This is a genomic window from Flavobacterium sp. DW-iso2, assembly GCF_058725285.1.
This window is the reverse complement of record NZ_JBZXDY010000001.1, coordinates 105471-119581: the sequence shown is the minus strand read 5'-3', so window position 1 is coordinate 119581 and position 14111 is coordinate 105471. Positions and strand designations below refer to the sequence as shown.

Annotated in this window: 15 protein-coding genes; 11 read left to right on the top strand and 4 right to left on the bottom strand. The window is 34.0% G+C overall.

What is annotated here, in order from left to right; all coding sequences use genetic code 11:
- Nucleotides 1–96: 96 nt before the first annotated feature.
- From AC4PRO_RS00530 to AC4PRO_RS00515, 4 genes are all read left to right on the top strand, one after another.
- A complete protein-coding gene (locus tag AC4PRO_RS00530; RefSeq protein WP_074723144.1) occupies nt 97–546 on the top strand; it encodes a hypothetical protein in 450 nt (149 codons plus the stop codon).
- 217 nt (nt 547–763) lie between these two features.
- Entirely contained in the window at nt 764–2176 is a 1413-nt protein-coding gene (gene rlmD / locus AC4PRO_RS00525) for a 23S rRNA (uracil(1939)-C(5))-methyltransferase RlmD (RefSeq protein WP_074723145.1), read from the top strand.
- Between the two features lie 84 nt (nt 2177–2260).
- Nucleotides 2261–2782, top strand: a complete 522-nt coding sequence (locus AC4PRO_RS00520) for a DUF6452 family protein (protein WP_492115891.1) — start codon at nt 2261–2263, stop codon at nt 2780–2782.
- On the top strand, nt 2766–3620 hold the full coding sequence (locus AC4PRO_RS00515) for a DUF6048 family protein (RefSeq protein ID WP_492115890.1): 855 nt from the start codon (nt 2766–2768) through the stop codon (nt 3618–3620). The genes AC4PRO_RS00520 and AC4PRO_RS00515 overlap by 17 nt, the downstream gene beginning before the upstream one ends.
- A gap of 326 nt (nt 3621–3946) precedes the next feature.
- Here AC4PRO_RS00515 and AC4PRO_RS00510 read toward each other — a convergent pair whose 3' ends face one another.
- Nucleotides 3947–4183, bottom strand: coding sequence for a hypothetical protein (locus AC4PRO_RS00510; protein ID WP_074723148.1), 237 nt, complete (start codon nt 4181–4183; stop codon nt 3947–3949).
- Between the two features lie 151 nt (nt 4184–4334).
- Entirely contained in the window at nt 4335–5537 is a 1203-nt protein-coding gene (locus AC4PRO_RS00505) for a THUMP domain-containing class I SAM-dependent RNA methyltransferase (RefSeq protein WP_074723149.1), read from the bottom strand.
- 162 nt (nt 5538–5699) lie between these two features.
- Here AC4PRO_RS00505 and AC4PRO_RS00500 point away from each other — a divergent pair, with 162 nt between their 5' ends.
- Complete coding sequence (locus tag AC4PRO_RS00500; protein WP_074723150.1) at nt 5700–6464, top strand: SAM-dependent methyltransferase; 765 nt, start codon at nt 5700–5702, stop codon at nt 6462–6464.
- An 87-nt stretch (nt 6465–6551) separates the two neighbouring features.
- A complete protein-coding gene (locus tag AC4PRO_RS00495; protein WP_074723151.1) occupies nt 6552–7220 on the top strand; it encodes a ZIP family metal transporter in 669 nt (222 codons plus the stop codon).
- Nucleotides 7221–7277: 57 nt separating this feature from the next.
- On the opposite strand, the gene AC4PRO_RS00490 is transcribed toward AC4PRO_RS00495, so the two are convergent.
- Both AC4PRO_RS00490 and AC4PRO_RS00485 read right to left on the bottom strand, forming a co-directional pair.
- Nucleotides 7278–9668 (bottom strand): TonB-dependent receptor, encoded by a 2391-nt coding sequence (locus AC4PRO_RS00490; RefSeq protein ID WP_492115889.1) that lies wholly within the window; start codon nt 9666–9668, stop codon nt 7278–7280.
- A 156-nt stretch (nt 9669–9824) separates the two neighbouring features.
- Nucleotides 9825–10967: a helix-turn-helix domain-containing protein gene (locus AC4PRO_RS00485; RefSeq protein ID WP_492115888.1), complete on the bottom strand. Its 1143-nt coding sequence runs from the start codon at nt 10965–10967 to the stop codon at nt 9825–9827.
- Between the two features lie 213 nt (nt 10968–11180).
- Between AC4PRO_RS00485 and murQ the strand changes: the two genes are divergently transcribed.
- The 5 genes from murQ (at nt 11181) to AC4PRO_RS00460 (ending at nt 14066) form a co-directional block, all read left to right on the top strand.
- Nucleotides 11181–11993, top strand: coding sequence for an N-acetylmuramic acid 6-phosphate etherase (gene murQ / locus AC4PRO_RS00480; RefSeq protein WP_492115887.1), 813 nt, complete (start codon nt 11181–11183; stop codon nt 11991–11993).
- A gap of 80 nt (nt 11994–12073) precedes the next feature.
- Nucleotides 12074–12295 carry a DUF6095 family protein gene (locus AC4PRO_RS00475; protein ID WP_492115886.1) on the top strand — a complete coding sequence of 74 codons (222 nt, stop codon included), beginning with the start codon at nt 12074–12076 and terminating at the stop codon, nt 12293–12295.
- A complete protein-coding gene (locus tag AC4PRO_RS00470; RefSeq protein WP_492115885.1) occupies nt 12295–12870 on the top strand; it encodes a pentapeptide repeat-containing protein in 576 nt (191 codons plus the stop codon). Before AC4PRO_RS00475 ends, AC4PRO_RS00470 begins: the two co-directional genes overlap by 1 nt.
- Nucleotides 12871–12872: 2 nt before the next feature.
- Entirely contained in the window at nt 12873–13247 is a 375-nt protein-coding gene (locus tag AC4PRO_RS00465; protein ID WP_074723155.1) for a DNA topoisomerase IV, read from the top strand.
- 48 nt (nt 13248–13295) lie between these two features.
- The gene (locus AC4PRO_RS00460; protein WP_492115884.1) at nt 13296–14066 is read left to right on the top strand and encodes a TerC family protein; all 771 of its coding nucleotides are present in this window, start codon (nt 13296–13298) and stop codon (nt 14064–14066) included.
- Nucleotides 14067–14111 lie beyond the last annotated feature (45 nt).

Below are 14111 nucleotides of genomic sequence, written 5' to 3'. Positions count from 1 at the left end.
TTGTATTAAGGTTAATCCTTTGCAGAAACAACTTTGCTGTTCACTAACCGTAATTTTGTCTAGTTTTGTCTTTCATTAAAGTAGAAATACGCAATTATGCTTTCTAAAACACAGTTTAAAGAATGGTTTGACCGCTATAAGTATGCCGAGTTGGCAGCGACAACGGCTGCTTTGTTGGGTTCCCAGTTTAGCCGAATCTTTAGTGGTTTGACCACGGCTTACTTAATTACATTTATTGAATATTTTGCCTTCTATAGTGTGATTATCAGCTTGGCGTACTACCACCGTTCCAAAAAGAACAAAGCCATACAAAAAAAGACGACTTTCAGAGACGTGCTGATGATTATCAAAAATCTATTACTGGAATTTGGATATCCTGCCGCATTAGATATTTTATTTATTCGTCCGTTTTGTATGTATTGGTTGCCTATCTTCACTGGAAACGCATTAACTGGTATTATGGCTGGGAAAATTTGTGCAGATGTAGTTTTCTATTTTCTGACGATCGTGAATTATGAATGGATGAAACGTAAAAATCATTTTTAATTCGGAATCTACTCCCTTGCCCCTGATTCTAGCGGAAAACCCGCAGGATGGAAAGCTTTAGAATACTTGCTAGTAAAGAGCGACCGCAGGAAGCTCCTTTACTGGGGTAGTATTCTTGCTTGAAGAACTGGGGATTTGTAGCGGAAAGCGGGAATAGGCACAAATAAAAATCATCTCTTTTTGAAAATATTAAGGTACAAACGCTTATTTTTGCGCCATGGCAAAGAAAAATACAGACAAGGTGGTGTTTCACCAGATAAAAGTCATCGATGCAGGTGCAAAAGGAGTATCAGTAGCAAAGGCCCCTGATGGGAAAGTAGTGTTTATCCCAAATGTGGTTCCGGGTGATGTGGTTGACGTGCAAACTTTTAAGAAGCGCAAGGCCTATTACGAAGGAAAAGCGATTCATTTTCATGAATATTCAGAACATCGTATAGAACCTATCTGTGAGCACTTTGGTGTTTGTGGCGGTTGTAAATGGCAAAATATGAAATACAGCCAACAGTTGTATTACAAACAAAATGAAGTGTTGAACCACTTGCAACGCATAGGAAAAGTAGAACTTCCTGAATTTGAACCAATCTTAGGTTCAGAAAAACAGTTTTTCTACAGGAACAAAATGGAGTTTTCGTTTTCAAACAGCCGTTGGTTGACCGAAGCCGAAATAGGTAGTACGGAAGATTTAGGAAACAGAAATGCATTAGGATTTCATATTCCGAAAATGTGGGATAAAATCCTGGACATCAACAAATGTCATTTACAAGAAGATCCATCAAACGCAATCAGAAACGAAGTACGAGATTTTGCTAATGCAAATGGTCTGACTTTCTTTAACCCTAGAGCACACGAAGGTTTGCTACGTACTTTAATGTTGCGTACTTCTTCTACGGGAGAAATCATGGTGTTGATTCAGTTTTTTGAAAACGACAAAGCAAATAGAGAATTGATTTTGGATCATCTTTATGAGAAGTTCCCACAAATTACTTCTTTGCAATATGTAGTGAATAATAAAGCAAACGATACTTTATACGACACTGACATTAAACTATATAAAGGACGCGATTACATCCTGGAAGAAATGGAAGGTTTGAAATTTAGTATTAATGCCAAATCATTCTACCAAACCAATTCTGATCAAGCGTATGAATTGTACAAAATAACGAGAGATTTTGCCGGTTTAACTGGAAATGAAATCGTTTATGATTTATATACTGGAACGGGTACTATTGCTCAGTTTGTTTCTAAAAAAGCAAAAAAAGTTATAGGTGTAGAAAGTGTCCCTGATGCCATCAAAGATGCTAAAGCAAATGCTGTACGTAATAATATTGATAATTGTGAGTTCTTTGTAGGAGACATGAAAGTCGTTTTTAACGATGATTTCATCGCACAACACGGACAACCTGATGTTATCATCACTGATCCACCAAGAGATGGAATGCACAAAGATGTAATTGAACAAATTATGAAAATTGCTCCTGAAAAAATCGTTTATGTAAGTTGTAACTCCGCTACACAAGCCCGCGATTTAGGCTTGATGGACGAGAAATATAAAGTGGCTCGCGTACGTCCCGTGGATATGTTTCCGCAAACGCATCACGTAGAGAATGTGGTTCTTTTAGAAAGAAGATAAGAGTAAAGTTAGAGTTTAGAGACATTGAGTTTTGCATGTGAATTTGGAATTTGGAATTTTTAAAAATTGGAATTTTACCCATTTATGAAAAAAATAATACTGTTACTGTTTGTTATCACCTTGTCTTTCTCCGGTTGTGAGAAAGACGATATCTGTGATACCAATACGGTTACCACTCCCCGCTTAGTGATTTCGTTTTATGATGTCACGAATTCGTCCGTTTTAAAAAATGTAACGAATTTAAAAATAACCGGCGAAGGAATAACCGATGGTGTTATTTTTAATGGTAGTAGTTTGATTAATGGAAGTACGGTTTCAATTCCTCTGAAAACAGATGCAGATGCGACTACTTTCAGTTTCATTTTAAACTATGGAAGTACAAATCCTGGATTAGTAAACGAAGACATCCTTAAATTTAATTATGTGCGAGAAGAGTTATTTGTATCCCGTGCCTGTGGTTTTAAAACTAATTATACCTTAGATCCTCAAACGCCTTATGTTCATACTGATGCTGCGACAGCAGATAAGAAATGGATTCAATACATTGCAGTTAAAAACAGTAGTATCGCTAACGAAAACGAAACACATCTTGAAATATATTTTTAGTATTTGCCTAGTTTTATCTTTACTTTTAGCTCAGGCGCAAGACACTAGCCAAAAAGGCGAACTGGCGAAGCAAACTACTGCGCTTAAAAATGTGGCTGACAGTACAAGTACTAAAGCTATAATTCCTGATAACGGGAATTTAAAGACAGTGAAATTGCCAGATGAGCAACAAAATATAGCGGTTCCTGTAAAAACAAACCGTTATGGATTGCGAGTGGGTATTGATCTATTCAAAGTAAGCCGTGCCTTGTATGACAAGGATTATAAGGGAATCGAATTTGTGGGTGACTATCGATTGACAAAGAAATATTTTTTGGCTGCCGAAATTGGAAATGAAAATAAAACTACCGATGATTCCCGATTGAATTTTACAACAAAAGGATCATATCTAAAAGCAGGTTTTGATTACAATGCTTACGAAAACTGGTTAGACATGGAGAATATTATCTCTATTGGGTTGCGCTATGGTTTTAGTACTTTTAATCAGGAGTTGAATAGCTATAAAATTTACAACGCCAATCCTTATTTTGGAGAAATACCTGCCATTGCTTCGGGAGCAAAATTTAACGGATTAACAGCCAGCTGGATCGAAGTGGTTGCCGGGGTAAAAGCAAAAGTGTTTGATAATGTTTTTGTGGGATTCAGCTTTCGCTTGAACCGATTGGTTTCTAATAAAGAGCCGGCGAATTTTGAGAACCTCTATATTCCTGGCTTTAATAGAACCTATAACGGTGATTTTGGAGTAGGTTTTAATTATACTGTTTCCTATTTCATTCCTATTTATAAAAAGAAAGTAATACCAGTTGTAGCGCCTAAAAAAGGAGAAAAGAAAAAGTAAAGTTTCTTAATCTTGTTTTTCAACACATAGAAAGGTAGATTTTATTGTGTTTAGAGATAGATTTCATAATTCTAAGCTATCGTTACTTATTCAAAAATAAAAATTTGCGCATTTGCGGTAGGAACATTTTACTTTTCTATGATAGGCTTGTTTTTTAAAACACATAGAAACATAGCCTTTATTGTGATTAGAAAGGCATTTCATTTGACATAGATTACAGAGTTTTAATCTATAGTATTACTAACTCAAAAATAATAAACCGCAGTTCATGATTTTAATAATCAGTGAAGCTGCGGTTCTTTTTTGATGTGTTTTTTGAATAAACGTTATCCTATTTCTTTTACTCCTTTGGTGAAAATCCATTTCATATACAATTTCTCGCCATCCTTAGTTTTAACGGCTTGAAATTTTGGAGACAAAAGCGTCCCAACAACAAAGGCAGTCAAAGGAATCCAGAAGCCTATTAATTCTGTATAACGTTCCACAAGGTAACGTGCTGAAATGAATAGTATGGCAAAACAGCCCAATTGGTATAAAAATGCTCTTACTTGTAATTTACTCATTGTATCTATATTTTATCCTCCCCCCAACCCCCTCCGAAGGAAGGGGAGACTTTGCGGAGTTTTATTGTCTCAATTTTTTGTTCTAACTGATATACTCTTTATTGTTCTAAAACTGTTCACTGTAAACCTATCACTTACTACTGCAAACTGATTACTGATCACTATTGTCTGAAATAGCCGCAGTATTATCTGGTTCCTGAGTCTGAAATTTTGTTCTTTTACTTCCTTCGTACATTTCGTATTTAACCAATCGCGCTTCAATACTAGCGTTGAAAAGTTTGATTTTTCTTGAAGGTTTTAATCCTACAAATTTCAATGCATCTAGATTTCCTGTGATGAACCAAGCATTAGTTCCAGGATAATTTTTCTTCAAAGTATCGCCAATATTTTTGTAGAATTCTTCCATATGAATATCCAATCGCTCATCATAAGGAGGGTTAAATACCATGTGTAATTTTCCTTGTGTCGTTTTCTCAGTGTCAAAGAAATTTTTCTCTTCAATGGTGATATATTCTTCTAAATTGGCATTCTTAATATTGTCTTTTGCTTTGCTTACCGCAGATGGCGCTTTGTCAAAACCTTTTATGGTGTAATGAAATTCTCTTACTCTTTTCAATAAACTGTCTGTGATATTGTCAAACAAATCATTGTCCCAGTCATGCCATTTTTCGAATGCAAATTCTTTACGGTTAATGTTTGCCGGAATATTACAAGCAATCATAGCTGCTTCAGCCAAGAAAGTACCTGAACCACACATTGGATCCAAGAAATCACCTTGCCCGTCCCAACCTGAAAGCAATAAAACACCTGCTGCCAATACCTCATTTATAGGAGCAATATTGGTTGCTGTTCTATATCCACGTTGATGCAATGAGTTTCCTGAAGTATCTAATGCAACAGAAACTTGGTCTTTGTCGATATGAATGTTGATTCTTAAATCTGGGTGTATTTTATCAATACTTGGACGTTGTCCTGTACGTTCTCTAAATTGATCTACAATCGCATCCTTACATTTTTGAGATACAAATTCAGAGTGATTGAAATTATCTGAATGCACTGTAGCATCAATCACAAAAGTTTGATTGGCATTGATGTATCTTGACCAGTTTACGCCAGAAATTCCTTTATATAAAGCTTGTTCATTGTTTGCCTTAAAAAAATAAATAGGCTTCAAAATTTTTAAAGCGGTACGTAATGACAAATTCGCTTTGTACATAAACCCTTTATCCCCTTTAAAACTTACCATTCTTACTCCCTGTTCCACATCTTGTGCGCCCAACATTTGTAATTCCTTTGCTAATATTTCCTCAAAACCAAAAAAGGTTTTGGCAACCATCTTAAAATTATTTTCCATTTGTGTGTATCAATTAAAACAGACCTTTTTCTGCTTTATGTTTAATCCGTGATCAAAATTAAAGGTTTCTCAACGAGAATCTTAGTGTATCTGCACGGTTTCGTTATTTTTCAGCAAAAATACACTAAATTTGCGGGACTTGAATTAATTGAAAAAGAATAAATGTCTGAAGAACAAAAACCAGCGAATATAAATCCAGAACAACCAACAGAAACTTGGTTCAGTTCATGGTTCGATACACCTTACTATCATATCCTTTACAAAGAGCGAAACGATACCGAAGCGCAGCTTTTTATGGACAACATAACGAACTACCTCAATCTTCCTGAAAACGCCAAAGTACTTGACTTGGCTTGCGGCAAAGGCCGTCACTCGATCTATTTGAACCAATTAGGCTTTGATGTTTTGGGAGCTGATTTATCTGAAAACAGTATTGTCGAAGCTAGTAAAAATACAAATGACACTTTGCATTTTAAAGTGCATGACATGAGAGAGCCTTTTGAAGAGAAATACGACGCCATTTTTAATTTGTTTACCAGTTTTGGTTATTTCGAAAAAGACGAAGACAATCTTACGACTCTAATAGCGATCAAAGAAAGCTTATCTGAATATGGTTTTGCCGTGATTGACTTCATGAATGTGAACCAAGTGCTTAATACGCTAGTTCCAGAAGAAACAAAAACGGTCGAAGGAATTCATTTTCATTTAAAGCGCTATTTAAAAGACGGACATATCTATAAAGAAATTGACTTTGAAGACAAAGGACAAAAATTTCATTTCACCGAAAAAGTAAAAGCCCTAACACTGCAAGACTTTGAAGCATTAATGGAAGAAGCCGGAATCTATCTTTTAGACACTTTTGGAGACTATAAATTGAAAAAGTTCTATAGAAATGAAAGCGAGAGATTAATAATGATTTTTAAATAATCTATTCGGCAATTCGTAAATTTATATAGTCGCCCCTATAAAGGAACGATTCGGGACTGCACCAAAACAACAATTCAACAACTAAGTATGAATTACCTTTTACCTTTACTCTCAGTACTACTAGGATATGGGATCGCTTTGTTTTTAAAACCTAATAACAAAACCAACCTAAAGTTACTATTGGCTTTTAGTGGCGCTTTTCTATTATCTTTAACTGTGATGCACTTGTTGCCAGATGTTTATGAAAGTAAAAATCCAAATATAGGAATTTGCATAATGCTTGGAATTCTATTCCAGATTATACTCGAATTTTTCTCAAAAGGTGCAGAACATGGACATACGCACGGGCACGTAAACATGGCCCACATTCCATGGTTGCTGTTCATCAGTCTTTGCATACATGCCTTTCTGGAAGGTTTTCCGGTAAGTCATCACCACGATTTAGCGGTTGGTATTGCTATCCACCATTTACCGATAGCGATTATCCTAACCACTTTTTTCATTAATTCACATCTGCACAAAAAAGCGATTTTTGGCTTCATGCTCACCTTTGCATTAATGACTCCTTTGGGGACGTTAGCATCTGATTATCTGCCATTACTAAATGATTATTACACTGAAATCACAGCCGTTGTCATCGGGATATTATTTCATATCTCCTCCACTATCATTTTTGAAAGTAGTGAAGGACATAAATTCAATATTGCCAAAGTTTCCATGATTGTTTTGGGAATTGCATTGGCTTATTTTTTATAAATTTATAAAGCTAGGAAACAGAAATAAAGAGGTTTCTGTTTCCCAGCTTTCAATTTTCTAATTACCTCCAGTCCTTTTATTCTCCTCCTTATTTCCAAAATCACGCTGTTGTACATTGATTTTTTTGTTTCCAAAATTATAAACCACAGATAAACGTACAAATCGATTACTTTGTTTCTCCTCATATACCTGTTTTACACCGTTTATAACTGAAGTAAAATCTTTTAAATAAGAGGTATTAAAAATATCATTTGCCAAAAATGCAATCTGCATGGTTTTATTAAACAAATCCTGTTTGAAACCAATATCAAAACTTGAGGCATATCCTACTTCATATAAACCGGATTTAAAAGGGTTTGTATACGTAAAATCGATTTGCAATTTTGTCATTTTACCTAATGAAAAAGTATTATTTGTCGAAAAATCAATTTGTAAACTGTTTGATGGAGTAGCATTGATAGCTGCAATAAATTCTGTTTTTGCTCCCAAAAGGTACAATGAATTTTCACTAGACCACCAATCTGCAAGACTTGTCGAATAACTTTCCCCTATTCCATAATTTAAGTTTTTAAAATAATTCTCACGGGTTACAATTTGTGTATTAGTTTCCGGATTTGAGGTAAACAAAACTCCATAACCGTTTGTGATTGCATTTACAAAAACACTTGTTCTCAAAATTTCTTTATAAGAATGTACCAACTCGAAATTATCACTAAATGAAGGCCTTAAAAACGGATTTCCTTCGGAATAACTATTGCTGTTGATGTAAATTCTGAACGGATTCAATAAATTAAAACGTGGCCTGTTGATTCTTTTTCCGTAATTCAAACTAAAAGTATTGTTTTCGTTTTTCTTGTAAGAAGCATAAAACGTTGGAAATAATTTCAAATAATTATTTTCTGTTTCCTGATTCATTGTTTCAGAAAATCCATTTGTTTGAATGTTCTCCAATCGTAATCCCATTTGGAAATTCCATTTTTCATTTAGTTTTTTATCCACATTTACATAAACCGCCTGATTGTTTTCAGTGTATTTAAATCGATTGGATTGATTCAGATCTAATTCCGGAGTTCCTGTAATTGTATTATAATAGACTACATCACTTACACTATTTGTAAAACTCATTTTTGCGCCATAAGACAAATTCAATGCTTGAAGCGGATGTTCCATATCTGCCTTAAAACTCCAATTGTCAATATCCTGATTCGAAATGTTTCTTCCCGACTGATTTACTTCTATAAATGACATATCTGGCGTGTAATTATTAGCGACAAAATTCCTATTGAATTTTGAACTGTAATTAAAATAATCCACATCAAAAGATAACTTCCTTTTTAAGGGATCTAGTTTGGCAATCAAATGTGCATTATACGTTTGATTTTTTGATCCTTTGTCAGTGAAGCTATTGTTCAGTGTAACATTATCCAATTCATTTTGAGAGTTGTAATTCTCAATTCTAATATCCGATTTAAAATCAGGGTTATTTCTATCGTTTAAATATTGAAATCCAATAGTAGTGCGTCCTGAAAGATCATAATCTAAAGCCAATTTACCGGAAAGATTTTCAGTTTTTACCTTTGTTACACTTTTCAACTTGGAAAGTCCATCAGGAAAATACATCTCTAAATTATCAGTAGCATTTAAATAACCTGTTTTCGCATTAACACTCGCAGAAAACCTAAACTTGTTTTTATTGTAAAAAAGGTTGTCTCTTAGAGTGTAGATACTGTATTTATTTTGATCATAAGAAACCGTAGTTGTGTTTTTCCAAGAATCACGAACTCCTTTTTTCATAATGATATTAATCAATCCACCCAATCCTTCAGCATCATATTTCGCCGGCGGATTGCTGATAATTTCAATATTTTTAATATCACTAGCCGAAATTGATTTCAAAAAATTATTCAGTTCCTCACCTACTAATTCAATCATTCGTCCATCTATCATTACACGGGAAGTTCCTTTCCCTAATATATTAATTATATTATTCTGAACGACAACTCCGGGAGCTGTATTAATCGCACTTAAAGCGTCTCCACCAACTGTTGTAACATTGTTTTCAAGATTATAAACCAAACGATCGGTTTTTTGTTCGATTGTTTTCTTTTTAGATTCAATGACAACCTCATTTAAATTGGTTGTGCTTTCTTTTAAAATGATTGTTCCTAAATCAGCATCATTCTCTATTGTAATCTCTTTATCATAATCTGTATATCCCAAAAGACTGATTCCTATTTTATAGGATCCTTTTTTAAGGTTGATTTCAAAAATACCACTTTGTTTAGATATTGTTCCGTCTATAATTTTTCCTTCTGAATTCGATATGGAAACATCTGCCCATTCTAATGGAATTGTTTCGTTTGCTATTTTTCCTTTTACTTTGAATGATGTTTGTGCTAAACAAAATAAAGGCAATACTAAAAAAATAAGGAGAGTCGCTTTTTTCATGATTTCTAATTTTAAAACTTGTTTTGATTAATTTGAAACAAAGTTGCCTTAGAAATTTTCAGAATTCGACCGACAAAAAAAAGTCGAACCAATTTCTAATCAGAAAATCAGTTCGACTTTATCAGGTATGAAGTACGACTTTTTACAAACTCCTTATTACAAGGCGTTTCTGTAAGATGTAGGTGTTAAATTGGTGTGTTTTTTAAAAGAGGTATTAAAAGAAGATTTGGAGTTAAAACCAACTTCGTATAAAATTTCTAGGACGGTAAGCTGACTTCTAGATTGATCTTTTAAAATACCCATCGCTTTTTGGATGCGATATTCATTTACAAAATCAAAAAAGTGCTGATCCATATGATGATTAATTAAAACCGATAACTCCCGAACCGGAATATCAATTTGATTTGCGAGTTCCTGAATAGTAAGTGACGGATCAAGAAAAGGTTCTTCTTCATTCATATATTTTTTCAATTTCGAAATTTGACTGAAAATCGTATCGTCTTGAACATCTTTAGATTCCATTTTTTCTTCGACTTCCGGCAGAATATATTTTGCTAATTTCAATTTAGAATTAACACCTCTAAAAAGTTCGGGATGATTGAGCGCTTTCATGATAAACCAGCATGTTATAAGCAAAGCTATAGCTCCTACAAGTACATTTGTCCAAAGAAAAATCTCTCTAAAACCACTATAACGCAATATATTTTTTAATCCCACAATAGAATGTGCGATAAGGAAAACAGTAGTTATCTGAAAAAGCCATTTATAAGTAGCAGTACTCGAATCAGCGTAATTTTCTAAATAGATTTCTCTATATTTTTTCAAAATCAAAAAAACACTGACGATATAAAATACATATTGAAATTCAATTAAAATCTGAATCAGGTATATCTCTGGCATTTGATTGAGTGTTGCCGCAAAACTATCTTTATCTATGTTTGTGCTAAGATAAATCCTTGGAATAAAAACCAAATTTATCAATAAAAAAGGAAGCAAATGCACTAAGTGTTTCCACTTTAATTTAAAATCAGAATAACAGACCGCCAGTACAAAAAGATAAAATAAAGGCATTCCAAACAAACAGGCTGTAGATCTAAAAATCTCTAAATTCAACTCATTACGAGTACCAGCGTCAATAAAAAATCCGCTAAGATCGATAGCAGAGAAAATAAAAAACCAGGCAAATAAACGATTTGCTAATTTATTTTCGGTTTTAACCGTTAATAAAAAAAACGCAAGCAATAAAGAAACAAAAACTGAGATGCGACCAGTCCCCTGCAGTAAGCTTAATCTATCCATTTATCTTTTAATATTTAACAAATATAGTATTTTACTTCACGTGACAACAATTTGAAAAGCTTTCTCCAGTCGAGAAATTAAAAACTAAAAAAAGTAAATCAATTTATATCAAATTTAAAGAAAATCGACAGTGAAAAAGCTAAAACTAAGAATAGAAAATTTCGAGATTGCGATAAAAAAGATTAATTTTGGCGTTGTCCAATTATACAAAAAATGACCTTCATAAAAACCACCGAAGAATCCTCAAAATACGAACATCTGGAAAAAATGTCCGTACAAGAACTGCTTGTTAACATCAATCAAGAGGATAAAACCGTTCCTTATGCTGTTGAAAAAGCACTTCCCCAAATTGAAACTTTAGTCACTCAAATTGTTATTAAAATGAAATTGGGTGGAAGATTGTTCTACATTGGTGCTGGAACTTCTGGACGATTAGGGATTGTGGATGCATCAGAATGTCCTCCTACTTTTGGTGTGCCTTTTGACTTGGTAAACGGAATCATTGCCGGTGGTGATATGGCGATTCGTAGAGCTGTAGAAAATGCCGAAGACAATGCAACTCAAGCATGGAGCGATTTACAAGAACAAAATATAACTGAGAATGATGTCGTAATAGGTATCGCCGCATCAGGAACAACGCCCTACGTCATCGGCGGTTTAGAAGCGTGTAAGAAAAACAATATTATCACGGGAAGTATTTCTTGTAATGCAGGAAGTCCGCTCTCTAAAACAGCACAATTCCCTATTGACGTTGTAGTAGGCCCGGAATTTGTAACCGGCAGCTCAAGGATGAAAGCCGGAACAGCACAAAAATTAGTGTTAAACATGATTTCGACCGCTACTATGATCCAACTCGGGAAAGTAAAAGGCAACAAAATGGTCGATATGCAACTAAGCAACACCAAACTCGTTGATCGCGGCGTAAAAATGATTATGGGAGAAATTCCAGTTCCTTATGAAGAAGCAGCTACGTTATTACAAGAACACGGAAGTGTCAGGAAAGCTGTTGAATTCTATAATAAATAAATACTGAAATTATAGCGTCGTGTGCTTTGCAAAAACTTAGCACTCTTTGCTGTTAAATCAAATCTTTTAAACTAAAATTAATGGCAACCAATAAAGAACTTTTATCCAAAGGAATTAAATACCTAACCGGCGCTTTGCCTCTGTTGTTTATAGGCCCATCTGTTATTTACAATGCATTCATCAACAAGCAAAATATTTGGCATTATCTCGTTCTAGCCATTGGTATTGCCGCCTGCCTGGGAGCAATGTATTTAATGTTTAAAGGACTAAATACTATTATGAAAGCTTTATTTAACGACTAATGGAAGACTTGATTCACATTCAAAAAACATTTGAAAAAATCGTTTTTATTGACAAAAAAGTCAGCAATCGGGAATTTGAAGATTGCGTCTTTAAAAATTGTGATTTCTCTAACAGTGATTTCTCAAACAATACCTTTATGGATTGCGAGTTTATCGATTGCAATCTTTCGATGACTAGTTTAATGGGAACCAGTTTAAAAACGGTTCATTTTACCAATTGTAAATTATTGGGCATTCAGTTTCAAAGCTGTAATGATTTCTTATTTACAGTGAGTTTTCAAGATTGTGTTTTGGATTACTCTTCGTTTGCCAATAAAAAAATGCCAAAGACAAAATTCAATAACTGTTCGATGAAAGAAGTTAGTTTCATAGGAAGCACGCTTTCTAATTCGGTTTTTGAAAATTGTAATTTAGACAACGCCATTTTTAACGATACCCAATTAAAGGAGGTTAATTTCCTGACAGCTTACAATTATAAAATTGACCCAGAATTCAATCCTATGAAAAAAGCCAGATTCTCCACACAAGGAATTCCTGGACTTCTCGATAAATATGATATTAAAATCCAATACTAAAAATGAAAAAATTACTATTACTTCCCCTACTTCTATTATTAATTTCCTGTTATAATGTAGAACGCAATTGCAAAGATTTTAAAACCGGTAAATTCAGTTTTGAATATGAAGTTAATGGGGTTAAAAAAACAACTGTTTTTGAACGTAACGACAGCCTGGAAATTGAAACTTACAATGGAAAAATAGATACGGCATCGATACGATGGATTAACGATTGCGAGTATATCTTGAAAAAATTACATCCAAAAAACATGGCAGAGGAAAAGTCAATAGACATGAAAATTTTGACAACATCAGGAAATACATATACCTTTGAATTTGGAATGGTAGGAGTCCCTGGAAAACAAAAAGGAACCGTAACAAAATTATCCGACTAAAAACGAGGACTTGAGTCTATTACAATCACTAAATCATAATAAAACAAAATGGAAGTATTTTTAAATCCTGATGCTTGGATCGCCCTATTAACATTAACATTTCTGGAAATTGTTCTAGGAATAGACAACATCATTTTCATTTCCATTGCCACGGGCAAATTACCTCCGGAAAGTCGCAAAAAAGCAACTAAAATAGGGATGTTTCTTGCTATGTTCATGAGGATCTTACTTCTTTTAGGGATATCTCACTTAATCGCAATGAAAAAACCTTGGTTTTCCATTGATTTTGATTGGTTTAGTGCACAAGTATCTGGCCAAAGTATCATCCTCCTACTTGGTGGTTTATTCCTTATTTATAAGAGTACCAGTGAAATCAGAGAAAAAGTGGATGAAAAAGGACTCGAAGAAAAGGAATTAGGTAAAGCCGCCACAAAATCATTTCAAAATGTGCTTTTGCAAATCATTATGATTGACTTGGTTTTCTCTTTTGACAGTATTCTTACCGCAGTCGGTATGACTAATGGTGTAGAAGGTGCTATATACATCATGATAACAGCAGTTGTAATTTCAGTTCTTATCATGATGCAGTTTGCTGTTCCTGTTGGTAATTTTGTCAATAAACATCCTTCGATACAAATTCTGGGGTTATCTTTTTTAATTCTTATTGGCTTTATGTTGCTTACAGAAAGTGCTCACTTATCAAATGCGCTTATTTTAGGCAGTCATGTAACACCGGTGCCAAAAGGATATTTGTATTTTGCGATCTCTTTCTCTTTGATGGTAGAAGTGATCAATATGAAAGTCACTAAAAAGAAGTAGTTAAATACTATTAGAACATAAAAAAAGCTCCTTCCGGAGCTTTTT

Excerpts from the sequence above, each read along its gene's own strand:
- murQ (WP_492115887.1), top strand. The coding sequence starts at position 11,181 with ATGACCTTCATAAAAACCACCGAAGAATCCTCAAAATACGAACATCTG.
- AC4PRO_RS00510 (WP_074723148.1), bottom strand. The coding sequence starts at position 4,183 with ATGAGTAAATTACAAGTAAGAGCATTTTTATACCAATTGGGCTGTTTT.
- AC4PRO_RS00465 (WP_074723155.1), top strand. The coding sequence starts at position 12,873 with ATGAAAAAATTACTATTACTTCCCCTACTTCTATTATTAATTTCCTGT.
- AC4PRO_RS00520 (WP_492115891.1), top strand. The coding sequence starts at position 2,261 with ATGAAAAAAATAATACTGTTACTGTTTGTTATCACCTTGTCTTTCTCC.
- AC4PRO_RS00485 (WP_492115888.1), bottom strand. The coding sequence starts at position 10,967 with ATGGATAGATTAAGCTTACTGCAGGGGACTGGTCGCATCTCAGTTTTT.
- AC4PRO_RS00460 (WP_492115884.1), top strand. The coding sequence starts at position 13,296 with ATGGAAGTATTTTTAAATCCTGATGCTTGGATCGCCCTATTAACATTA.
- AC4PRO_RS00500 (WP_074723150.1), top strand. The coding sequence starts at position 5,700 with ATGTCTGAAGAACAAAAACCAGCGAATATAAATCCAGAACAACCAACA.
- AC4PRO_RS00530 (WP_074723144.1), top strand. The coding sequence starts at position 97 with ATGCTTTCTAAAACACAGTTTAAAGAATGGTTTGACCGCTATAAGTAT.
- AC4PRO_RS00490 (WP_492115889.1), bottom strand. The coding sequence starts at position 9,668 with ATGAAAAAAGCGACTCTCCTTATTTTTTTAGTATTGCCTTTATTTTGT.
- AC4PRO_RS00505 (WP_074723149.1), bottom strand. The coding sequence starts at position 5,537 with ATGGAAAATAATTTTAAGATGGTTGCCAAAACCTTTTTTGGTTTTGAG.
- rlmD (WP_074723145.1), top strand. The coding sequence starts at position 764 with ATGGCAAAGAAAAATACAGACAAGGTGGTGTTTCACCAGATAAAAGTC.
- AC4PRO_RS00475 (WP_492115886.1), top strand. The coding sequence starts at position 12,074 with ATGGCAACCAATAAAGAACTTTTATCCAAAGGAATTAAATACCTAACC.
- AC4PRO_RS00495 (WP_074723151.1), top strand. The coding sequence starts at position 6,552 with ATGAATTACCTTTTACCTTTACTCTCAGTACTACTAGGATATGGGATC.
- AC4PRO_RS00470 (WP_492115885.1), top strand. The coding sequence starts at position 12,295 with ATGGAAGACTTGATTCACATTCAAAAAACATTTGAAAAAATCGTTTTT.